Source organism: Reyranella sp. CPCC 100927 (genome assembly GCF_007859315.1).
In the GTDB taxonomy this organism is placed as follows: domain Bacteria; phylum Pseudomonadota; class Alphaproteobacteria; order Reyranellales; family Reyranellaceae; genus Vineibacter.
In genome coordinates this window covers 36,268-57,680 of record NZ_VOHA01000024.1, presented here as the reverse complement: position 1 = coordinate 57,680, position 21,413 = coordinate 36,268, and the positions used below count along the sequence as shown (strand labels likewise).

Sequence of the window (21,413 nt, the reverse complement as noted above, 5' to 3'; positions counted from 1 at the left end):
ATCCTTTGACGATCGCCGCCAATCATTTGACAGAATGCGCCACGACGGTACGATTGGCGGATGGAGCTGATCGCGCAGGCCGCGACCGTACGGCAATTCCTCGCCTATCTCGATCATGTCGGTTTCGACGAACGCGCCTTGAAGGTGGGCGGCCTCGATCCGGCGTTGCGCGCATCGGCGGCGCCGATGGCCGTCTCCGCCCGGCTGATCCTCGATCTGATGGAGGCTGCCGCGGCGGCGCTGCGGCAGCCCGATATCGGAGTGCGCTTCGCCGAATGGCTCGATCCACGCAGCGTCAGTCCGCTGAGCCTGCTGGGCGCCCATTGCGTCACGTTTGCCGAGCGCTTCCGGCTGGCGCAGCGCTACGTGCACACCCACAACAACGCGCGCTCGTTCGAGCGCCGGTATGAGGGCGACGACGTCGCCATCATCTGCGGCATGCACCCGGCGCTACGCCCCTACGCGCGGCAGTACACCGAGACCATCGTCGGCAAGAGTATCAAGAACGCACGTGCCATGCTGGGCGCCGGCTGGGCGCCGGTACGCGTCGAGTTCGCGCACGCGCCGCCGCCGTCGATCGCAGTGCATAAGCGTCTCTTCCGTTGCCCCATCCATTACGAGGCCGATCGCGACGCCATCCTGATGAGCCGGACCGATTTCAATCGCCGGCTGCCCAGCGGCGACACGCAGATCATCGTGTTTCTCGAGAAGCACCTTTCGGGGCAGGAGGCGCAGTGGCCCACCGACCTGCGTCAACAGGTCGAGAACCTGATCGCCGCCCAGTTGGCCGGCGGTGGTGCATCGCTGGAGCGGATCGCCTGCCTGCTCGCCATGTCGTCCCGCACCCTGCAGCGACGGCTGGCGGAACAGGGCACCGACTTCGGCCAGATCCTGGCGTTCGTACGGGTGCAGGTCGTCAAGGACCACCTTGCCCAGCGACCACCGCCGTCGCTGGACAGGCTATGTCATCTGCTGGGCTACTCCGAGCCCAGCGCCGCCAGCCGCTTCATCAAGACGCAGTTCGGCCGATCGGCGCGATCGATGATCGGTGAAGGCTCTCCGGAGCGCGGGCATCCCGCCCGCATCAAGGCGAAAGCGTCTGCTTTCGCCTGACACAAGCGGACTGGAGGCCCGTACTCCCAGGATCACTTCGGGCTGCTGATGAGTTCGCCGAACAGCTCCCAGTTCCTGCCGTTGAACTTCGCCAGCTGAACCTGCTTGATGGGTGAGAAGTCGGCGGGTGTGGTGTTCAGGCGGATGCCCGGCAGCAGCAACGGCACCCGCACGTCCTTCAGGCTGGCGGCCTGGCGCATGATGTTGGCGCGCGTCAGATCATCGCCGCTCTGCTCCAGGACATGGACCAGCGACGCCGACACGGCGGCGGCATAGACATTGAAGGAATCAGCCTTGCTGCCGTTCGAGTAATACTTGTCCATGAAGGCACGCCACGCGTTCATCTCGGGATCGTTGCTCCATGCCGGATCCGACGGGTCCTTCAGGTATTGCGCCGTGATGATACCGATAGATTTCTCGAAGCCGGCCGGCTGCAAGGTCGCCTGTACGGACGCGGCCGTGTTGATCAGGAACTGAACCGGCTTCCAGCCGATGTCGCCGGCCTTGCGGATCGCCTGGGCCGCGAATTTCGGGCTGGCGGCATTGAAGAAAACATTGGCGCCGCTGCCCGCCAGCATGATGACCTGCGAGTCGACGGTGCCGTCAGTCGACTCATACGTCACGTCGCCGACCACGATCGCCTTGGCCTTGTCGCCCAGGCCATGCTTGAAGCCGGCGACGAACTCCTTGCCGGCATCGTCGTTCTGGCTCAGCAGCGCCGCCTTGGGGTTGGGCACGTTCTCGCGCACGTAGCGGCCGTAGATCGCGCCCTCGATGAAATAGGACGGCACCCAGCCGATCGTCCACGGGAAGTGCTGCGGGTCGGACCATTTGTGAAGACCGCTGGCAACGAACACATGCGGCACCTTCTTGGCGTTGTTGTACTTGTGGATGGCGACGCTGGTGGCGGTACCGAGGTTGCTGAACAGCATCAGAACCTGTTCCTGCTCGACCAGGCGGCGCACCTGGTCGACCGTCTTGGGCGGGCTGTAGCCGTCGTCGAGGCTGATGAAGTTGATCTTGCGCCCGCGCACGCCGCCCTTGTCGTTCACCATCTTGAAATAGGCGGACATCGCCGTGCCGACCGTGCCGAAGGCTGATGCCGGACCGGAATACGGGCCGGTGTTGCCGATCTTGATCTCGCTGTCGCTGGCGCCCGGATCGTACTTCTTCTGCGCCACGGCCGGCGTTGTGGCAAGGATGCCGGCAGCGATCAGGGCTGCGACGGCGACACGAAACGTCATCTTTTCCTCCCCCAAGGCGATTCGCCCATGCCGGTTCTCTTAGCCGGCGCTCTCAAGGGAGATTTGACATTTCCCGCCAAACATTTGACGGAATGCGCCAAGGCTACGCCGCGATGGCCCGGGCCAAGGTGCGCGCGATCAGGGTGCGCAGGACCTCGATACGCCCGGCTGCGTCCGATGCCCACGCACCGGGGAGAGCCGCGTTGGCAATGTCGGCCGTCACGATCTGCGCCGCTTTGCGGCCGATCACAACCGTTTCAGCCTCGCGGCTGCGCACTGGCCTCAGCGCGGCACCACCCAAGACGATGCGGCAGTCGCGGACGACGCCGTCCGTCACGGCGACCGCCACGGCCACTGATGCACTGGCGAAGTCGTTGGCGCCACGCACCGTGAACTTCTCGAAAGCCTGCCCCGAGAAGACATCGGTGGCGATCTGGATGGCGGTGACGACCGCGTCGGCCGCAATGACGGCTTCGGCCCGAGGGTTGCGCTCGGCGCCGGCATAGAGCTCGTCCATCGGGATCGCCCGCAGTCCCGACGGGCCGGTGATTTCCATCACGGCATCGAGCGCCACCAGCACGGGCGCCAGATCCGATGGATGCACCGCGCAGCATGGCCCTGCCGTAACCAGGACGGGCTGAAGACGCGGATCACCGGCGGCGGCCGCCGGACACCCACGCCCGCCCTTCTTGAAGCAATCGATCAGGGGATGGCGGAAGAAGAGGCAACGCGGCCGCTGCAGCAGGTTGCCGCCCAACGTCGTGACGTTGCGCAGTTGTGGCGAGGCAATCCGGCCGATCGCCTCGACAAGCATCGGTGCCGCCGCCCGGACATCACCATGAGCGGCGAGATCGGCCAGTGTCGCCATCGCGCCCAGCCGCAGCTTGGCATCCGACCAGGCAACATCGGCCATGTCAGCGGTGCCGAGGTTGATCAGCACGGCCGGGGCCGGCTGGAGTGCACCCGCCACGCCCTCCTTGAGCAGGTCGAGCAGATCACCCCCTGCCGCGATGAGCCGCGCGGCAGGACCATGCTCGGCCAACAGCGTCATGGCGTGCGCAGCTGACCGGGCGTCGATCAATCGGAACGGTGTCACGCGCGGCTCCTCTCGGCGAGAGCAGCCATTACCTTGTCGGGTGTGATGGGATAGCTGCGCACGCGCGCGCCAGTGGCATTGAAGATGGCGTTGGCAATGGCGGCGCCCGCCGCGATCAGCGGCGGTTCGCCCAGGCCCTTGACGCCGAGGCTGTTCGACCGGTCGGGCACCGAGCCATCGACAAAACGGATCGAAGCCGGCAGGTCGGCGAACCCCGGCGTGCGATAGGCCCACATGGTGGCGTTCAGCAGGTGTCCGCTGATGGGATCCACCAGCGGCTCCTCGAGCAGCGCCATGCCCATGCCCTGCAAGAAGCCGCCATGGACCTGGCTCTCGGCCAGCAGCGGGTTGACCACGCGGCCCGCGTCGTGCGCGCATACCGCACGCAGGACCCGCACGCGACCGGTGCCGGTATCGACCTCGACCTCGACGAAATGGGCACCGAACATGGCCTGGAACACGCCGTCGGGCGGCCGCTCGCGTTCACCGGCGCCGACCACCACACCGCCGGTCGCCGCGGCGATCTCGCCGAACGTGATCGCAATACCAGCATCGTCGCGCTGGGCGATGGCAGCGCCGTGCTGAACGACCTGATCCGGCGCCGCCTGCAACAAGCGAGCGCCGTGTTCCAGCAACAGTCGTCGCAGCGCCTGCGCGGCGGCGCGTACCGCCGGGCCGACGACTGTCGTCGTACGGCTATGGTTGGTCGAGTCGATCGAGCGCGGTGTCGTGTGCGTATCGCCGAAATGCGTGTCGATCAGGCGCAGCGGCACATCAAGAGCCTCGGCGGCAATCTGCGCAAAGATGGTATCGGCGCCGCAGCCGATCTCGGTTAACCCGACGCGGACCTCGATCCGACCGTTAGCCCGGACGGCAACCTCGGCATGGCTTTCCTCGAACAGCGTGCCGTCATAAGCGACGGCCCCCACGCCGATGCCGCGGACGACGTCGCGCTCGCCACAACGGCGCGGCGGCCGCCACCGCCACCCGAATGCCGCGGCGCCACGCTCGTAGCAGGCCAGCAAGCCGTTGCCGGCATAGGGCAACCGCGCGAACGGCTCGACGGTGGCGATATTGCGCCGGCGGAATTCCAGCGGGTCCAGATCAAGCGCATGCGCCATTTCATCGATCGCCTGCTCCAGGCAGAAGATGTCCTCGGCGGCGGTCGGTCCGCGAAACGGGATGGGCGGCGGCGTGTTGGTGTGAACCCGCCGGATCTCAGCGCGCATGTTGGTGCAACCGTGCAGCCGCATGCCGTTGGCGGCACCGGCTGCGTTGCGTGCAAACAGGTCGGTCGGCCCGGCCTGCCCCCGCACCACCTGGTCGATGAAAGTCAGACGGCCGTCGCGGGTTGCACCCAGCCGAATGCTGCGCGCGGTCGGTGCGCGTTGGTGGCTGGCAATGAATTCCTCGCGGCGGTCCATGAACAGGCGGACCGGGCGACCGGTCAGGCGGGCCAGCTGCGCGGCAATGACATGGTAGGGCTTCAGGTGGATCTTGCCGCCGAAGCCGCCACCGACATAGTCGCTGACGACACGCACCTGGTTGTGGGGCAGCCCGAGCACCATGGCCAACCGCTCGCGGATCCCATGACAGCCCTGGTTGGAGTCCCACAGCGTCAGCACATCATCCTGCCAGGCCGCGACACAACCGTGTGGCTCCAGCGCGTTGTGGTGCTGCGCCGCAGTCGCGTAGCGCGCCTCGATCACGACATCAGCCGCCGCGATGCCGACATCGATGTCACCGCAGGCGAGCGTGTCGACGCCGCTGACGATATTGCTCTCGCCACCCAGGATGGGCGCATCCGGCGCCAGCGCGTCGTCCATCGTCAGGACCGCCGGATGGGCCTCGTAGTCGACCCGGACCAGCCGCGCCGCGTTGAGGGCCGCAGCAGACGTTTGCGCGACCACGGCGCCGATTTCTTCGCCGGCAAAACGCACCTCGGCATCGATGGCCGGACGACTGCGCGATCCCGGATAGAGCGGGCCGGGTGGCTGGGGGAAATCAAACGGCCCCACGATGCGCACGACGCCCGGCACCATGGCAGCCGCTGCCGTATCGATCCGCAGCACGCGCCCGCGCGGGATACGCGCCCGCAGCAGGATGGCATGCAGCATGCCAACGGGCGCGATGTCCGAGGCAAAACGGGCGCGGCCCGTAACCTTGGCGAGTGCCGATGCCCGCACCGCGCGATGGCCGACAACCCGCAGCGGCCGATCCGACGGCCATGGCGCCGGAGGTGTCGTCGCCCTCATCGGTGACAGTCCCACGCCTCGCCCATCGCACTGAGAGCGGCGTCGATGATGTGCCCATAGGCGCCGCAGCGGCAGAGATTGCCGCTGATCGCCCGCACCAGCTGCTCGCGGTCCAGGGTACCCTGTGCGTTGCGGGCCCCGAGGATAGCCACCAGCATGCCGGGCGTACAGAAACCGCACTGCAGGGCGTCATGCTCGACAAAGGCCGCCTGCAGCGGATGCAGCGTCTCACCGGTGGCCAATGCCTCCACGGTCGTCACGGTGCGGTCCCCGACCTGAGCCGCCAGCGTATGGCAGGCGAACACGGCCCGGCCGTCGAGCAGCACGGTGCAGGCCCCACAGGCCGCCTGGTTGCAGGCAACCTTCAGGCCCTTCAGCCCCAGTCGGTCGCGCAACACCGTCGCCAATGTCGTGTCATCGGGCACATCGACGGTGTGAACGCGTCCGTTCACCCGCAATACCCGAGGCTCGCCTCGCCTAGGTAACTCGCTCACTGGGGTTTGATCCTCATTCACGCCTGTGGCGTCACCCTGCCCGCGCGCCACCAGCCGAGCCAATGAAGGCTGCTTGAAAACCCATGATTCGATATCATGGCGTTCGGAGGGACAGGATGGTCCGAACGTTGCCGCCCCTGGCGCCGCTGCTGGCTTTCGATGCCGTCGTGCGGCACGGCTCTTTCACGCGCGCCGCGGCCGAGCTGGGCGTCACGCAAAGCGCGGTCAGCCATCAGCTCAAGCGGCTGGAGCAGCATCTCGATGCGCGCCTGGTCGAGCGGCTGAACCCGGGCATCAGGCTCACCGACGCCGGCCGGGCGCTGGCAGCCGATACGAGTGCGGCGCTCGACGCTCTGGGCGCGCTGGAAGGCCATCGGCGCCGCGCGGCCGATCGATCGACCCTGACCGTCAGTGCCGGTGCGGCGCTGTCGAACTGGTGGCTGATCCGGCGCCTGCCGCGCTTCACCGCAGCGCATCCCGGCATCGCCATCGAGCTGGCGCCCAGCGAGACCGGCGACGACGCACCCCGTCCGGTCGACATCAGGATCTTCTGGGTGCCGACCGAAGAGGCGCATCGCACGACGACGCAACGGCCGTTGTTTTCCGAGCGGGTCTTCCCGGTGTGCGCCCCCTCGCTGCTGCCAAATGGGCGGCCGCTGGCTGATCCCCGTGGACTGCTGCACCTGCCGCTCCTTCACAAGGACAACGGCCGCGCCGGCGAGTGGAGCTGGTCGGTGTGGCTGCAGCGGCTCGGCCTGTCGCGGCCGGAGCAGAAGAACGGCGAGTTGCGCTTCAGCGAGATCGGTCTCAGCCTGACGGCGGCGCTGAACGGCATCGGTGTCGCGCTGTGCCGCTCGCTGCTGGTGCACGATGCGCTCGCCGAAGGCCGCCTGGTGCCGGCGCTGGCCGACACCTCGATCGCCATGACATCGAGCAAGCTGCATGTCGCGCGCTGGACACCGCGCCTGATCGGCGACCGCCGCGTCGATCTGTTCGTCAGCTGGATGGCGCAGGAAGCCGAACGGACCGTGCTGTCGACGCCGCGCGAATCAGCGTCGATCGAAACGGCTGCGGCGAGCTAAGCCTGTCATCCCGAGCGTAGCGAGGAATGACAGAGACTCACTTGGCGGCGTACCGCCACTGCACCAGGGTGAACGGTGGCTTGGCCTCGTCGTGCGGCTCGAACACGGCCTCGACCTCGGCGCCGATGCGCACCTCCTGCTTGGGATCGCCCAGCAGGTTGCCCAGCATGCGGATACCGCCTGCCTGCGGCATCTCGACCAGCACCACGATATAGGGCCCCTGCTCCTTGAGCGCCGGATGCACCGGATGCCAGGGCCGCTCCCAGCTATAGATGCGGCCGCGGCCGTCGACCTGCTGCCAGCCGACATCGAACGACAGGCACTTGTGGCAGATCCACTCCGGCCCCCACTGCCAGGTACCGCAGGCTTTGCAGCGCTGCACCATCAGCACGCCACGCCGCGTGCCCTCCCAATAGGGAGCATCCAGCGCGTCGTTCTCGGCCACCGGCGCCGGCAGGCCCGGGCGGAGATAGGTTGCGGTGGTCATCACAAGGTCTCCGCGCTGCCCAGGATCATGCTCGATACCGGCGTCACCATTGGGCCGGAGATCACCATCGATACGTGCGGGTCGGGCACCTGCGCCGTCGACTCGCCGCGCAGCTGGCGCACCGCCTCGACCTGCAGCTCCAGCCCATGCATGTAGCACTCGGCGAGATTGCCGCCGCTGGTGTTGAGCGGCAGCTTGCCCGTCGGCGCCATCAGGTTTTCCGGTACCAGGAAGTCGCTGGCCTCTTCGGCGGTACAGAACCCGTGTTCGACCAGGCTCATCAGCACGCCGCCGGTGAAGTTCTCGTAGCTCTGCAGCACGTCGACATCGGACGGCTTCACCTTGGCCATGGCGTAGAGCTGCGGCGCCACGGTGGTGAAGCTCGACGTCGCGTAGAGCGGCGCGTTGTGCCCGCGTGCGCCGTTGCGGTATTCAGAGCCCTGGGCCGACGCCAGTAGATAGGCCGGCTTCTTGGCAAAGTCGCGCGCCTGCTCGGCCGGCACGATGATCAGCGCTGCGGCGCCATCGTTCTCCATGCAGCAGTCGAACAGCCGCCACGGCTCGACGATCCAGCGCGACGCATCGTAGGCTTCCGCCGTCAGCGGCTTGCCGTGCATCACCGCGCGCGGGTTGCGTTGAGCGTGGTGATAGGACGCCAGCGCAATCGCGCGCTGCGCACTGGGCGCGATCTTGTTCTCGTGGATGAAGCGCATGGCGCGCATGGCATAACGCTGCGCCGGCGACATTACGCCATAGGGCGCGTTCAGCGCCGCCTCACCCGTGGCCACGCCGCCCGGCGGTGCGGCGCCGAAGCGCTGGAACTGGCCCTGCGCCAGGGCGCGGAACACCACGATGCAATCGGCGAGGCCGGCGGCCACGGCGGCTGCTGCGTTGCCGACGGCGCCGGCGCCGCCGCCGCCGCCGCCACCCCACTGCATGTTGGAGAAGCGCAGCGCCGGCAACCCCAGCGCCGCTGCCAGGCGTGAGGGATCGTTGCGGTCGTTGCTGTAGGAGGCGAAGCCGTCGATCTTGCGGGGATCGATGCCGGCATCGGCACAGGCGGCGAGGATCGCCTTCAATGCCAACTTGAATTCGGGATCGGGCGACTTGCCGTGTTTGTAGTAGGGCGTCTCACCGATACCGACGATAGCCACCTTGCCGCGCAGCGTGCGCTCGGTCATTGCGCCTCCTCTTCATCCAACGTCGTTCTGTCATTCCGAGCGCAGCGAGGACTCTTTTCGTCACAAAAAAAGATCCCTCGCTGCGCTGCGCTCGGGATGACAGCCACCCTTCAGACATAGCCTTCGTGGCGTGCTTGTCGAACCACGAAGGCCGCACACGACCGCCATGCGAACCGCCTCACGTCACCATGAAGCGGCCGTTTCAGCTGGCGATGCCACCTAGGCCTGATAACGCGCCGGAACGTCGAGCTTGAGAAAGCGCGCCGCGTTCAGTCCCAGGATCTTGGCCCGCGTCGCGTCCGACAGGTGGCCCATCGTGCGCTCGATCGCTTCGGCCGAGTGCGGCCAGGTGCCCTCGTGATGCGGGTAGTCATTGGCCCACATGAAATTGTCGGCCAGCCGGTGCGAGTCGGCAAGGTCGAGGCCGGCCTGGTCCTCCTGGAACGAGGCGAAGCCGTGGGCGCGGTAGTAGTCGCTGGGCAGGCCCTGCAGCTTGGGACGGACCCAGAAATGATGCTTCTTGTAGGCCTCGTCCATGGCGTCGAGCAGCCACGGGATCCAGCCGATACCGGCCTCGATGGTGGCGAAGCGCAGCTGCGGGAAGCGTTCCAGCACGCCCGAGGCGCAGAGGTTGGCTACCGGCTCGATGGTGGGCGACAGCGAGTGCGTGACGTAGTTGATCACCGCGCCGCCGTTGCCGCGCGAGGCGCGCGGATCGCGGCCGGTCGAGATGTGGAACGTGATCGGCAGGTCGGCATCCTGGATCGCCGCCCACAGCCGGTCGAAATGCGGCAGGTTGTAGTTCACATGATTGACGTCGTGCGATCCCCAGACCGGCTTGCACGGCAGGGTCAGGCAACGGAACCCGAGCTTGGCCAAGCGCTGGATCTCGGCGATCGAGCCCTCCAGGTCGCCGGTGGCGATCGCGCCCGCGACCACGATGCGGTCCTGGTGGTCGGCGAACATCTCCCAAGCCCACTCGTTCCAGGCCTTGCACTGCGCCATGGCGAATTCGGCGTCGGGCGTGCCCCACATCGAGAGGCCCTTGTTGGGAAACATCAGCTCGACGTCGATGCCATCGCTGTCATGGTCGGTGACGCGGCCGACAGCCGTGGCACCGGACTTGTTGCGCAGCGCATCCTCGCCTTCCATGGCCGTGATGCGCAGGCGGTCCGGCCGATGGCCTTCCGACACGCGCCACTGCACGCCGTCCTTGTCGGTGATCACGTGCGGCAGGCGGTCGTGGTACTTCTTGTCCATCCGCGTGAGCCACAGGTCGACCGGCTCGTTGGCATGGCAGTCGGCGGACACCATGAAATACTTGCGTGCCGCCTCCGGGCGGGCCGTCCGCGGCCAGCCCTCGGCGCCCGGCGTCTGCAGGCGCCACTGGTTGGGTGGATTGACGACGACTGCGCTCATCTCATCCTCCTCGCTGCTTCACTCGAACATTGCGCTGAGCCGCTGCTGGGCCTCCACAAGCTCATTCATCATCTCGTAGACCACGTCCTTGACCGCCGCCTGCTCGGTCATGTCACCCACTATCTGGCCTACGGGATACGTCAGGAAATCGCGGGCGCGCACGCGCTCGACGCGCACCCGCCCCTCGCTCCACCACAGGATGTTCTGCAACGGCGCCGGCAGCGGTGCCGGTGCGCCGGGCTTGTCGTAGGCGTCGGTGAAGGCACAGCGCAGCGTACGGCACGGCTTGCCGGTGACGCTGCGCGTCAGCACGGCATCGTCGGAGTCGGCGGCGAACATGCGGGCCTTGATCTCGGGAATGACTTCGCTCTGGATCGTCTTGAGCCAAATCGAGCCGCACCACACGCCCTCGCAGCCCAGCGCCAGCGCCGCCGCCACCTGGCGTCCGCGGCCGACCCCGCCGCCGCCCAGCACCGGCAAGGGCGCCACCGCATCGACGATGCGCGGCCACAGTACCATCGAGGTGACCGAGCCGGTGTGGCCGCCCGCCTCGGTGCCCACGGCGATGACGAAGTCGCAGCCGTTCTCCTTGTGGCGTAGCGCGTGCTTGGGCCGGCCGGCCAGTGCCGCCACCTTGATGCCCTTGGCATGCGCGGCCTCGACCAGCGCCTTGGGTGGCGAGCCCAGCGCGTTCACGATCAGCTTGATCGGATGCTGCATCGCGATCTCGAGCATGCGGGCGCTTTCTGCCGGCGTGAAGGAAAGCTCGCTCAACAGGTCACGCACGATCGTGTCGGCATCGGCGGCCGGCAGCGGCGGAATGCCGGCATCGTCCAGCAGGCCGCGCACGAAATCGAGATGCTCCTTCGGAAAGAGACGGTCAGGATCAAACTTCAGGTCACCCGCTTCCTGGTAGGTGGTCGGCATCAGGATATCGATGCCGTAGGGCTTGCCGTCGATGTGATCGTCGATCCACGCCAGTTCCCGCCGCAGGCGTTCCGGACTCATGCGTGCCATGCCCAGCACGCCCAGGCCGCCGGCCTTGGACACTTCAACGACGACGTCGCGGCAATGCGAGAATGCGAAGATCGGCACATCGATTCCGAACATCTCGCACATCCGGTTCTTCATGACGTCGCTCCCACCGATGTTCCGACACCGGAACGCCATTCTTTCTAAAAGAAATTAGATGCTTCCATGATCATCATTGCAACGGCAGCCGCCGGTCGCGTGCCGCAGGTCGGTTCGATGCTGCACGCATTGGAGCGCGCCAGCCATGTGGAGAACGCACGGGACTCATGCCGGCTGTGTATGGCGGCGGCGTGCGGGTGACAGGCAGCGCGCATCTGCGGCACCATCCCCGCGACATACGAACCCTCGGGAGGAACCATGAAAATCGGCGCCGCGATGTTCTTCACGGACTATTCGATGACTCCGGCCGACCTGGCACGTGCACTGGAGGAACGTGGCTTCGAGTCGGTATGGTCGCCCGAGCACTCGCACATCCCGCTGTCGCGCAAGACGCCCTTCCCGCAGGGCGGCGAGTTGCCCAAGGCGTACTACGACGTGATGGATCCCTTCGTGTCGCTGACCGCGGCGGCTTCCGTCACCACCACCCTGCGTGTCGGTACCGGCGTCTGCCTGGTGGCACAGCGCGATCCGATCCAGACCGCCAAGCTGGTGGCGTCCATCGACCAGGTCTCGAACGGTCGCTTCCTGTTCGGGATCGGCAATGGCTGGAACGCGGAGGAGATGGCCGACCATGGCACCGCGTTCGAGACCCGGCACAAGCTGGCGCGCGAGCGCGTCGAGGCGATGAAGCGGATCTGGACCCAGTCGAAGCCCGAGTATCACGGTGAATTCGTAAACTTCGATCCCATGATGACGTGGCCCAAGCCGACGCAGAAGCCGCATCCGCCCGTGATTGTCGGTGGTGCGTTTCCCTTCGCTGCCCGCCGGGCCCTGCGCTATGGCGATGGCTGGATGCCCCATCGCCGGCGCAAGCAATACGACGACGTCACCACCCTGCTGCCGCAGTTCAAGCAGATGGCAGCCGAGGCCAACCGTCCACTGGACACCGTTCCGGTCACGGTCTGGGGCGCCAAGGATGCCGATCAGGTCAAGCGCGACCGCGATGCCGGCATTGATCGCGTCATTCTACAGCTGGAAGCCGCCAAGGCTGATGTCGTCCTGCCGGTCCTCGACCGCTGGGCCGAAATCGTGCGCAACGTCTGACCCGGGAGCGCGGGCGTCCCGCCCGCATTGGCGAAGCGCCAAGACCTGAGCGGGCGGGACGCCCGCGCTCCCAGGTACAATGCTTGTCATCGCAATGGCCAGCACGCACTCTGGGCTCGTCCAACCACGCACAGGGAGCCCCATGCCGCCCATCCCCGACGACATCTTCACCGAGCCCGAGGATTTCTCGCCGGATACGCTCGCCAACCTGGGCCCACTGCGTCGGCTGGCCGGCGTGTGGCAATCCGATCAAGGCGTGGACGTCAGCCCCAAGGCGGAAGGCCCCGAGCGGCGCGTGTACCGTGAGCATATCCGGATGGAGCCCATCGATCCGCAGCCCAACGGCCCTCAGCTGCTCTACGGGCTGCGCTATCACATCCACATCAACACGGCGGAGGAAGCCATCACCTTCCATGACCAGGTCGGCTACTGGTTGTGGGAACCGGCTACCGGACTGATCATGCAGTCCATCACCATCCCGCGCGGCCAGGCGGTGTTGGCAGGCGGAACGGCGGCGCCGGACGACAAGCGCATTTCGGTGGAGGCACGGCGCGGCGATACCCGGTTCGGGATCTGCTCGACGACGTTCCTCGAAGAGGCGTTCCGCACCGACTATTACCGCATCGACATCACGTTCAACGATGACGGCAGCTGGACCTATGTGACGCGGACGGATCTCGCGGTTCGCGGCAAGGAACCAGCGTTCAACCACCACGACACGAACACCTTGCGCCGGATCTCACCGCCGGTGCCGAACCCGATGCTCGGTGAGTCGAAGGATTGATCCTCCCCCACTGCGTGGGGAGGAAGCTAGGACGGCAACGCGCGACCGATCACGCGGGCCAGCCGGTCGGCGAAGGCGCGCGGGTCGCTGGGCGGCTCGCCGTCGAGCACGCGGGCCTGGTCAAGCAGCAGGTGTGCCGCGTCGGCCTTGATGGCGTCGTCGTCCTTCAGGCCGATGAGCGACTCAACCAGCGCATGGCGCGGGTTGATCTCCAGCACGGGCTTGGCGCCGGCTGGCAGCCGCCCCGAGCCCGCCAGCATCTTCTCGAGCTGGCGGTCGGGACCTGAGGTCGGCGCCACGAGGCAGACCGCGCTCTCGGTCAGCCGCTCCGACACCCGCACATCCGACACGGCATCACCCAGGGTTGCTTTGACGAACGACACGAAGTCGGCCGTCGGCGCATCATCCGCCGGCTTCTGATCCGTGCTGCTGTCGCTGCGCGGAATCAACGCCAGGTCGGCTTCGCCCTGCGTCACCGAGCGGAACGGCTTGCCGTCGAACGACGGCGCCATCGTGACCCAGAAACTGTCGACCGGATCGTTCAGCAGCAGCACCTCGACGTCGCGGGCGCGGAAGCCCTCCAGGTGCGGCGACGCCTGCAAGCGGGCCATATCGTCGCCGGCCAGGTAGTAGATCGCGGTCTGGTTCTCCTTCAGGCCGGCGACGTAGTCCTTGAGGCTGCGCCATGCCTCCGGTGACGTTGTCGTCTTGAAACGCGACAGACCCAGCAGAGCCTCGCGGCGCTCGAAATTCTCGTACAGGCCTTCCTTCAGCACGGCGCCGAAGGCATCCCATACCTTGTTGTAGGCCTCGGTCTCCTTCTCCGCGAACTTCTCCAGGTCGCCGATCACGCGTGTGGTCACGCCCTTGCGGATGGCCTCGAGAACCGGACTCTCCTGGATCATCTCACGCGAGACATTGAGCGGCAGGTCGGCTGAATCGACCAGCCCGCGCACGAAGCGCAGGAAGCGCGGCAGGATCTCCACATCGTCGGTGATGAAGACACGCCGCACGTAGAGCTTGATGCGGCCCTTGCGCTCCGCGTCGAACAGATCGAACGGCCGCGTGCTCGGTATGAACACCAACGTGGTGTATTCCTGCCGGCCTTCGGCACGATAGTGGATGGTGAGCGCCGGATCGTCGAATTGGCCAGCGATGCTGCGATAGAAATCGGTGTACTCGGCCGGCGTGATTTCGGACTTCGGCTTGGTCCATAGCGCGGCACCATCGGCGATTTCGGCCGGCGCGTCGCCCGGCTTGTCGACGATGGCGATCGGCACCGGGACATGCCCGGACTGTGCCTTGACGATACGCTCCAGCGCCGCGCGCTCGGTGTACGTCTTGGCGTCCTCCATCAGATGTAGCACGACCCGGGTACCGCGTGCCGGTGCGTCGGCCGCATCGGCCGATCCCACGGTGTAGGTCCCCTTGCCGTCCGACGACCACAGCCAGGCTTCCTGCGTGCCGGCGCGGCGCGAGATCACGTCGACATGGTCGGCCACGATGAAGGCCGAGTAGAAGCCGACGCCGAACTGGCCGATCAGGTTCGTGCCTGCCTCGCCCTCGCTCGCCTGCAGGCGCTCGAGGAAGGCCTTGGTACCCGAGCGTGCGATGGTGCCGAGCGCCTCGACCATCTCGTCCCGGTTCATGCCGATGCCATTGTCCTCGACGGTCAGCCGCCGCTGCTCGGCATCGAGGATCAGCGTGATGCGCGGCTTGGGATCGTCGCCCAGCAAGGCGGGCGTGGCGATGGCCTCGTAGCGCAGCCGCTCGCAGGCGTCGGCGGCGTTGGAGATCAGCTCGCGGAGGAAGACGTCCTTGTCGGAATAGACCGAGTGCACCATCAGGTGCAGCAGCTTGGCAACGTCAGCTTCGAAGGGGCGGCTCTGCGTCGATGCGGCATCGGCGGCAGTCATGTCGGGTGGCTTCCCTGGCTGTTTTCGGCGCCCGACTAGATGGCCCGTGGACCCGATTTGTTCAAGGTATTTCCCTCCCCCAACGACAGTTGGGGGAGGTGGCCGAAGGCCGGAGGGGGACCCCACGTGGTCCGGAATACAGAGACCACGTGGGGTCCCCTCCGCCCCTTCGGGGCACCTCCCCACTGCGTGGGGAGGATCAAACCTGCGACACCACCTCGCGCCGGAAGCGCTGCATCTTGTCCAGCACCCCATCCACCGAAGTGCCGGCGAAATCGAAATCGACGCTGCTCACACCCGCCGCGCGCAGCGCCCGCAGGTCGCCCGCCATGTCGGCAGCAGCGCCGCTGAACAGATAGCGCTCGCCGTCGCCGGCCTTGGCCGGCGCCGCCTCGCCGTGGCGCGCCACGCGCAGGACCACCCCGATGCTCTTGGGATCGCGCCCGGCGTCCCGGGCCACCTTGTGCAGCTTGGCGATGCCGGCCTGCAGGCGCGGCAGGCTGTCGAGCGGATGCGCCGGATTGGTGCCGATGGGATACCAGGCATTGCCGATCCGTGCCGTGCGTCGCAGCGCCGGTCCGCTCTCGCCGCCGACCCAGATTGGCGGGTGCGGCTTCTGCGTCGGTTTGGGCGCGAAGGTGATGTTGTCGAAGTGCACGTGCTGGCCGGCGAAGCGCGGATTGTCCTTGGTCCACAGTTCGACAAAGGCGTCGAGGTATTCGTCGGTCACCGCGCCGCGGGCGGCGAAGTCGGGCACGTCAAGCGCCTCGAATTCCTCCTTCAGCCAGCCGGCGCCGATGCCCACGGTCAGCCGGCCGCCCGACAGCACGTCGATGGTGGCCAGGATCTTGGCCGTCAGCACCGCCGGCCGGTGCGGCACCACCATCACCGAGGTCACGAACCGCAGGCGCGAGGTCTTGCCCGCAAGATAGGCAATCTCCGTCAGCTGCTCGTGGCGTTCGGCACGGGCGCCAGCGGGAAACTCGCCGGTAGCGCTATAAGGATATTTCGCGTGGATGTCGTTGGGGATCACCACGTGGTCGCTGAAGGTGGCGTAGTCGAAGCCCATGGCCTCGCCTTCGACCACAAGGCGCGTAAGGTTTTCCGGTACCGCCAGCGGCCCCGCCGTCGGCGCATTAAAGCCGATCTGCATTGCTGTCTCCGTCGATTGCATCATGCCGGATGATGCTACACGATGCCGCCATGACCGAGTCGCAGATTCCCCTCATGGGGCGATTAGAGCAGGCGCCATTGGACGACCTGCTCGCGGCCGCCGCCGCCCTGCGTGACCAGGGCCACGGCCGGCTGATCTCCTATTCGCGCAAGGTGTTCATCCCGCTGACGCACCTGTGTCGGGATGTCTGCCACTACTGCACGTTCGCGCAACGGCCGCGCAATGGCGAGCCCGCGTACCTGTCGCCCGAGCAGGTGCTGGCGATCGCCCGCGCCGGTGCTGCCGCCGGCTGCACCGAGGCGCTGTTCACCCTGGGCGACAAGCCCGAGCTGCGCTACCGCGCCGCGCGCGAGGCGCTGGCCGCGCTGGGATACGACAGCACCATCGCCTACCTGCGTGCGATGTGTGCGCTGGTATTGCGCGAGACCGGCCTGCTGCCGCACGCCAATCCCGGCGTGATGACGCGCGAGGAGATCGCCGCCCTGCGCGAGGTCACGGCGAGCCAGGGCATCATGCTGGAGTCGACCAGCACGCGCCTGTGCGAACCGGGCGGCGTGCACTACGGCTCGCCCGACAAGCATCCGGCCGTGCGCCTGGAGACCCTGCGGCTGGCCGGCGAACTGAAAGTCCCGTTCACGACCGGGATCCTGATCGGCATCGGCGAAACCCGCGCCGAGCGACTGGACGCATTGCGCGCCATCCGCGACCTGCACGCCGAGCACGGCCACATCCAGGAAGTGATCATCCAGAACTTCCGCGCCAAACCCGACACCAAGCGTGCCGATGCGCCGGAGCCCGATCTCGACGACCTGCTGTGGACCATCGCCGCGGCGCGGCTGATCCTGGGTCCTGACATGAACCTGCAGGCGCCGCCCAACCTGTCGCCCGGCGTCTATCAGCGCTTGGTCGCGGCCGGACTGAACGACTGGGGCGGCGTGTCGCCGGTGACGCCCGACCACGTCAATCCCGAAGCGCCGTGGCCGGCCATCACCGAGCTGTCGCGGCTGAGCGCCGAGACCGGCAAGCTGCTGGTGAACCGTCTGCCGGTCTACCCCGCCTATGCGCGCCAGCCTGATACCTGGCTCGCGCCCGAGGTGGCCACGCGCGTGCGCCGCATGAGCGATGCCGATGGGCTGGCGCGGGATGATGACTGGGCGCCGGGCAACACCACGCCGCCGCCGACACCCTATCTCTTCCTGCCGGCGGTCGACGTCGCGCTGAGCCGTACCGTCGATCGCGCCACGTCGGGCGAGCGGCTCGAGACGAACGACATCACAAGGTTGTTCGCGGCCCGCGATGCCGACTACCGCCACGTCACCAGCGCCGCCAACGCACTGCGCGCGTCGGTGAGCGGCGACATCGTGCGCTACGTCGTCAACCGCAACATCAACTACACCAACATCTGCTATTTCCGCTGCCGCTTCTGCGCCTTTTCCAAGGGCAAGACGCACGAGGAACTGCGCGGCACGCCCTACGACCTGGCGCTGGAGGAAATCACGCGCCGCGCCGTCGAGGCCTGGGAGCGCGGCGCCACCGAGGTCTGCCTGCAGGGCGGCATCCATCCGGACTACACCGGCGAGACCTACGCTGGGATCTGCCGCGCCATCAAGGCGGCGGTGCCCGGCATGCACATCCACGCCTTCTCCCCACTGGAAGTGACGCAGGGCGCCGCCACGCTGAAGCTGTCGGTCAGCGACTTCCTGGCCCAGCTGCAGACCGGCGGCCTGGGTACCCTGCCCGGCACCGCGGCCGAGATCCTCGACGACGAGATCCGCGCCATCATCTGCCCCGACAAGGTGAACACGGCGCAGTGGCTCGATGTGGCGCGCGCCGCACACGGGCTGGGCCTGCGCACGACATCCACGATCATGTATGGCCATGTCGAGACGCCTCTCAACTGGGCGCGTCACCTGCTGGCGCTGCGCGACCTGCAGGCCGAGACCGGCGGCTTCACCGAGTTCGTGCCGCTGCCCTTCGTGCACATGGAAGCGCCGATGTACCTGCATGGCCGCGCCCGCAAGGGCCCGACCTTCCGCGAGGCCGTGCTGATGCATGCCGTGGCGCGGCTCGCGCTGCACCCGCTGATCCCCAACATCCAGACGTCCTGGGTGAAGATGGGCCCGGCCGGCGCCGCGATCTGCCTCGACTCCGGCGCCAACGACCTGGGCGGCACCTTGATGAACGAGAGCATCTCGCGCGCCGCCGGCACGCAGCACGGCCAGGAATTCCCGCCGGCCGCGATGGAAGAGCTGATCCGCTCCATCGGGCGGATGCCGCAGCAGCGCGACACGCTCTACAACCCGGTGCCCGAAGAACGCCGCGCCGCGTCCTTCGTCGCCGGCGAACTGGCCCCGATCGTCCAGACTCCGCCCCGCAAGCGCGTCGCGGCTTAGGGCGGGTGATCACCCCTCACCCCGCGAGGGCGGGGAGAGGAGATCCCATCATCCTACACGATCGCTCCAGCTTGGCTGGAAAGTGCCTCCGTACGGCACGTCGACGCTATCGTCTCGGTTCGTCTTTTTGAGATGTACGCTCCAGCCATTGCGCCGTTTCGGGATCGCCTGGAAAGAAACTCTCGATCCGGATCTCCTGGGCGGTGATATCCTGCGGCGTTCCCAGCGTCGTGATCACGGTGAACAGTTTGAGCGAAACCGAGTCTTTCACGATTTCGATCGTGAGAATCGGCTCCCTCGGCTCGCGCAGTCGCGGCATGTCTGCCAGGGTCGTGACGTCCGGATAGCGTAACAGCCGTGCCAGCAGCGCGGCGGTCTCCTTGGACCCATCCATCAGCGCATCGGATTGAACGACCTGTACGAAGGCACGCGCGACTTCTGACCAGTTGGAGATCAACGGGCGAAGACCGTGTGGTGCGAGAAAAACGTCGGCGAGATTGACCGGCGAGGCGGAATCCGACGGTGTGTCCGGCACGCCGTTGAGAAAGCGGGTTAACCGCCGGGAAGCTTCGTTTTCGCGCAGAACGTTCCACCGCCGATCCACCACCAGGGCTGGATAAGGCTCGTGTTGTCTCAGCCGGAAGTCGAGCGACCGATCGACGATCGAAAGCGCCGATTCGTTCAGCGCGCTTTCGCGCCACACGGACGCAAACCCCGCCGCCTGCAGCAAGGTGTTCTGCTGCTTCAAAGGCACATCCAAAGCCGTGGCCAACCGAAGGACCATTTCGCGACTCGGCAGTGTTCGACCCAACTCCAAGAAGCTGACATGTCGCTGAGATACGTCTGCGCGTAACGCAAGCTCCAGTTGAGATAGCCCACGGTGTCTGCGCCACCAACGCAGATGCGGCGCGAATGTCGCTTCATGGTTCATAACTACATCTCAGGTAGTTGTCGGACCCAAACCCGCGCGGCCATCCTACCAGACAGTTCACCGGAGGAACGCCGTGACGCGATACTTCGAGGATGTCACCGTGGGCGACAGGTTCGAATCACCGAGCTCATTTCACATCACGCGCGAATCGATCCTGACTTTCGCTCGGGAATGGGATCCGCAGACCTATCACGTCGATGAACAGGCGGCGAAAGCATCATTCGCCGGCGACCTCTCCGCCTCAGGCATCCACTCCCTGGCAATCACCATGAAGCTCGCCCATCAGTCCGGCTTCTTCGACATTCTTCCCATCGCCGGACTGGGCATCGATGAATTCCGGCTGCTCAAACCCGTCCTGCCCGACGACCGCCTGCGCGTTCGCATCACTATTACGGCGATGCGGCCGTCAAAAAGCCAACCCGACCGGGGAATCGTTACCAACCTGACGGAACTGATCAATCAGGCCGGCGAGATCGTGCTGCGCTTTTCACTGTCCGAACTTGTCAGAAAAGGAGCGCACACTCCTGCTTCTCCCTAGGTCAAGACGGACCCGTCCACTCGCAGGCAGCTCACCGCCACAGAGCAGGAGATTGTCTGTCACCGCATATCGGCGGAGCTATGGGAAAGAATGACCTTCGCGGAGCGGAGCACGGGCACGAAGCTACCGGATTTCTGGCGGCGGTCGTCTTTGTGTGCCTGTCTGTCTTGCGAGATGTGTATCTCGGAGCCGCGGTGCAGCGGATCACGCCCCTTGTCTTGGCGGCAACAGCCTTCACTCTGTGTACCCTGGTGTTTCTACCCACCGGCCTCCATAGCCGTCAGAGCATGACTGCATTCCGGAGCCGACCGGGCTACCTGCTATGGGTGAACGTGACGTCTGCAGGCGCATGGATCACCTTTCTCTATGCCTTGAAGCTCATTGAGCCGGCAATCGTACAAATTCTCTATTCTGGCATCGGCCCTTTGTCAGTCATCTGGGTCGAGGGCTATCGCACACGAGGCAAGCGCGCGGTAGGCCTGACGCTCGCGGAGCGAGTTTCCTGCGGCGTCTTGCTCACAGCGTTAGTATTTGCCGCTGTTGTCGTATTGTCTGGGCGCTCTGGCAGCGGCCCTCAGCCGATCGGCGAGCGTGTAGTAGGAGTGCTGCTTGCTATAGCCGGCGGAGTTTTCATCTCCGTCAGCACAATGCTCTGTCGCAAACTCAACGACGCCGGGGCGACACCATGCGCCGTGCTGGCATTCCGCTATCCAGGCGCGGCTATTGTCGCCACTATCGCCACTGCATACTCCTCGGCCAGCCTGCCGAAGGGGCTTGGCTGGATTGATGGTGCGCTGCTGGCCGCAACCGCACTTATCGTCGTATCAAGTTATGTTAACCAAGTCGCTATTTCGCTGGCATCACCGTTGACGGTTCGTGTCGTGCTTGCAGTTGCTCCCGCTTTCATCTTCGTTTTGCAGATGGTCGAGGGCCGCTTGATAACATCGCCCTACTCGCTATTGGCCGCTGTCGTGTATGGATGTGCAGCCGTTTCGGCAGCAATTGTTAGGTGGCTTGCCGTTCGCGAGATTTGACGTATTGGGGTGCCGAAACTTTGATCGGCTCAGCCGG

Annotated in this window: 18 protein-coding genes and 1 pseudogene; 7 read left to right on the top strand and 12 right to left on the bottom strand. The window is 66.2% G+C overall.

Going from position 1 to position 21,413, the window contains the following annotated elements; all coding sequences use genetic code 11:
- Window positions 1-60 precede the first annotated feature (60 nt).
- A complete protein-coding gene (locus tag FQU96_RS35365; protein WP_146546121.1) occupies window positions 61-1,113 on the top strand; it encodes an AraC family transcriptional regulator in 1,053 nt (350 codons plus the stop codon).
- Window positions 1,114-1,145: 32 nt separating this feature from the next.
- Here FQU96_RS35365 and FQU96_RS35360 read toward each other — a convergent pair whose 3' ends face one another.
- From FQU96_RS35360 to FQU96_RS35345, 4 genes are all read right to left on the bottom strand, one after another.
- Window positions 1,146-2,357 carry an ABC transporter substrate-binding protein gene (locus FQU96_RS35360; RefSeq protein ID WP_146546120.1) on the bottom strand — a complete coding sequence of 404 codons (1,212 nt, stop codon included), beginning with the start codon at window positions 2,355-2,357 and terminating at the stop codon, window positions 1,146-1,148.
- 103 nt (window positions 2,358-2,460) lie between these two features.
- The gene (locus tag FQU96_RS35355) at window positions 2,461-3,453 is read right to left on the bottom strand and encodes a xanthine dehydrogenase family protein subunit M (protein ID WP_146546119.1); all 993 of its coding nucleotides are present in this window, start codon (window positions 3,451-3,453) and stop codon (window positions 2,461-2,463) included.
- Complete coding sequence (locus FQU96_RS35350) at window positions 3,450-5,708, bottom strand: xanthine dehydrogenase family protein molybdopterin-binding subunit (protein WP_146546118.1); 2,259 nt, start codon at window positions 5,706-5,708, stop codon at window positions 3,450-3,452. Before FQU96_RS35350 ends, FQU96_RS35355 begins: the two co-directional genes overlap by 4 nt.
- Window positions 5,705-6,160 carry a (2Fe-2S)-binding protein gene (locus FQU96_RS35345; RefSeq protein ID WP_255468747.1) on the bottom strand — a complete coding sequence of 152 codons (456 nt, stop codon included), beginning with the start codon at window positions 6,158-6,160 and terminating at the stop codon, window positions 5,705-5,707. Before FQU96_RS35345 ends, FQU96_RS35350 begins: the two co-directional genes overlap by 4 nt.
- Window positions 6,161-6,318: 158 nt before the next feature.
- Here FQU96_RS35345 and FQU96_RS35340 point away from each other — a divergent pair, with 158 nt between their 5' ends.
- Window positions 6,319-7,284: a LysR substrate-binding domain-containing protein gene (locus FQU96_RS35340; protein ID WP_178130950.1), complete on the top strand. Its 966-nt coding sequence runs from the start codon at window positions 6,319-6,321 to the stop codon at window positions 7,282-7,284.
- 37 nt (window positions 7,285-7,321) lie between these two features.
- On the opposite strand, the gene FQU96_RS35335 is transcribed toward FQU96_RS35340, so the two are convergent.
- From FQU96_RS35335 to FQU96_RS35320, 4 genes are all read right to left on the bottom strand, one after another.
- Entirely contained in the window at window positions 7,322-7,771 is a 450-nt protein-coding gene (locus tag FQU96_RS35335) for a Zn-ribbon domain-containing OB-fold protein (RefSeq protein ID WP_146546115.1), read from the bottom strand.
- Window positions 7,771-8,952 (bottom strand): acetyl-CoA acetyltransferase, encoded by a 1,182-nt coding sequence (locus FQU96_RS35330; RefSeq protein ID WP_146546114.1) that lies wholly within the window; start codon window positions 8,950-8,952, stop codon window positions 7,771-7,773. The genes FQU96_RS35335 and FQU96_RS35330 overlap by 1 nt, the downstream gene beginning before the upstream one ends.
- A 219-nt stretch (window positions 8,953-9,171) precedes the next feature.
- Window positions 9,172-10,371, bottom strand: coding sequence for an amidohydrolase family protein (locus FQU96_RS35325; RefSeq protein WP_146546113.1), 1,200 nt, complete (start codon window positions 10,369-10,371; stop codon window positions 9,172-9,174).
- An 18-nt stretch (window positions 10,372-10,389) separates the two neighbouring features.
- Complete coding sequence (locus FQU96_RS35320; RefSeq protein WP_178130948.1) at window positions 10,390-11,502, bottom strand: nitronate monooxygenase; 1,113 nt, start codon at window positions 11,500-11,502, stop codon at window positions 10,390-10,392.
- Between the two features lie 258 nt (window positions 11,503-11,760).
- On the opposite strand from FQU96_RS35320, the gene FQU96_RS35315 reads away from it, so the two are divergent.
- On the top strand, window positions 11,761-12,606 hold the full coding sequence (locus FQU96_RS35315) for an LLM class F420-dependent oxidoreductase (RefSeq protein ID WP_146546112.1): 846 nt from the start codon (window positions 11,761-11,763) through the stop codon (window positions 12,604-12,606).
- Window positions 12,607-12,748: 142 nt separating this feature from the next.
- On the top strand, window positions 12,749-13,390 hold the full coding sequence (locus FQU96_RS35310) for an FABP family protein (RefSeq protein ID WP_146546111.1): 642 nt from the start codon (window positions 12,749-12,751) through the stop codon (window positions 13,388-13,390).
- A 26-nt stretch (window positions 13,391-13,416) separates the two neighbouring features.
- Here the strand turns inward: FQU96_RS35310 and htpG are convergent, their stop codons facing one another.
- Both htpG and FQU96_RS35300 read right to left on the bottom strand, forming a co-directional pair.
- Window positions 13,417-15,306, bottom strand: a complete 1,890-nt coding sequence (gene htpG, locus FQU96_RS35305; protein WP_146546110.1) for a molecular chaperone HtpG — start codon at window positions 15,304-15,306, stop codon at window positions 13,417-13,419.
- A gap of 199 nt (window positions 15,307-15,505) precedes the next feature.
- Window positions 15,506-16,459 (bottom strand): TIGR03619 family F420-dependent LLM class oxidoreductase, encoded by a 954-nt coding sequence (locus FQU96_RS35300; protein WP_178130946.1) that lies wholly within the window; start codon window positions 16,457-16,459, stop codon window positions 15,506-15,508.
- A gap of 50 nt (window positions 16,460-16,509) precedes the next feature.
- Here FQU96_RS35300 and cofH point away from each other — a divergent pair, with 50 nt between their 5' ends.
- Window positions 16,510-18,873 (top strand): 5-amino-6-(D-ribitylamino)uracil--L-tyrosine 4-hydroxyphenyl transferase CofH, encoded by a 2,364-nt coding sequence (cofH, locus tag FQU96_RS35295; protein ID WP_255468744.1) that lies wholly within the window; start codon window positions 16,510-16,512, stop codon window positions 18,871-18,873.
- A 106-nt stretch (window positions 18,874-18,979) separates the two neighbouring features.
- Here the strand turns inward: cofH and FQU96_RS35290 are convergent, their stop codons facing one another.
- On the bottom strand, window positions 18,980-19,621 hold the full coding sequence (locus tag FQU96_RS35290; protein ID WP_255468743.1) for a hypothetical protein: 642 nt from the start codon (window positions 19,619-19,621) through the stop codon (window positions 18,980-18,982).
- Window positions 19,622-19,630: 9 nt separating this feature from the next.
- Window positions 19,631-19,804, bottom strand: a pseudogene (locus FQU96_RS43215) (helix-turn-helix domain-containing protein); the annotation flags it as partial.
- A 73-nt stretch (window positions 19,805-19,877) separates the two neighbouring features.
- On the opposite strand from FQU96_RS43215, the gene FQU96_RS35285 reads away from it, so the two are divergent.
- Together FQU96_RS35285 and FQU96_RS35280 are read left to right on the top strand one after the other, a co-directional pair.
- A complete protein-coding gene (locus FQU96_RS35285; protein ID WP_178130944.1) occupies window positions 19,878-20,342 on the top strand; it encodes a MaoC family dehydratase in 465 nt (154 codons plus the stop codon).
- A gap of 80 nt (window positions 20,343-20,422) precedes the next feature.
- Window positions 20,423-21,376 carry a hypothetical protein gene (locus FQU96_RS35280; protein WP_146546105.1) on the top strand — a complete coding sequence of 318 codons (954 nt, stop codon included), beginning with the start codon at window positions 20,423-20,425 and terminating at the stop codon, window positions 21,374-21,376.
- The last annotated feature ends 37 nt before the right edge of the window (window positions 21,377-21,413 follow it).

Bases quoted from the DNA above. Each gene is read 5' to 3' on its own strand.
- FQU96_RS35365 (WP_146546121.1), top strand. From the start codon at position 61: ATGGAGCTGATCGCGCAGGCCGCGACCGTACGGCAATTCCTCGCCTAT.
- FQU96_RS35360 (WP_146546120.1), bottom strand. From the start codon at position 2,357: ATGACGTTTCGTGTCGCCGTCGCAGCCCTGATCGCTGCCGGCATCCTT.
- FQU96_RS35350 (WP_146546118.1), bottom strand. From the start codon at position 5,708: ATGAGGGCGACGACACCTCCGGCGCCATGGCCGTCGGATCGGCCGCTG.
- FQU96_RS35340 (WP_178130950.1), top strand. From the start codon at position 6,319: ATGGTCCGAACGTTGCCGCCCCTGGCGCCGCTGCTGGCTTTCGATGCC.
- FQU96_RS35335 (WP_146546115.1), bottom strand. From the start codon at position 7,771: ATGACCACCGCAACCTATCTCCGCCCGGGCCTGCCGGCGCCGGTGGCC.
- FQU96_RS35330 (WP_146546114.1), bottom strand. From the start codon at position 8,952: ATGACCGAGCGCACGCTGCGCGGCAAGGTGGCTATCGTCGGTATCGGT.
- FQU96_RS35325 (WP_146546113.1), bottom strand. From the start codon at position 10,371: ATGAGCGCAGTCGTCGTCAATCCACCCAACCAGTGGCGCCTGCAGACG.
- FQU96_RS35320 (WP_178130948.1), bottom strand. From the start codon at position 11,502: ATGAAGAACCGGATGTGCGAGATGTTCGGAATCGATGTGCCGATCTTC.
- FQU96_RS35315 (WP_146546112.1), top strand. From the start codon at position 11,761: ATGAAAATCGGCGCCGCGATGTTCTTCACGGACTATTCGATGACTCCG.
- FQU96_RS35310 (WP_146546111.1), top strand. From the start codon at position 12,749: ATGCCGCCCATCCCCGACGACATCTTCACCGAGCCCGAGGATTTCTCG.
- htpG (WP_146546110.1), bottom strand. From the start codon at position 15,306: ATGACTGCCGCCGATGCCGCATCGACGCAGAGCCGCCCCTTCGAAGCT.
- FQU96_RS35300 (WP_178130946.1), bottom strand. From the start codon at position 16,459: ATGCAGATCGGCTTTAATGCGCCGACGGCGGGGCCGCTGGCGGTACCG.
- cofH (WP_255468744.1), top strand. From the start codon at position 16,510: ATGACCGAGTCGCAGATTCCCCTCATGGGGCGATTAGAGCAGGCGCCA.
- FQU96_RS35280 (WP_146546105.1), top strand. From the start codon at position 20,423: ATGGGAAAGAATGACCTTCGCGGAGCGGAGCACGGGCACGAAGCTACC.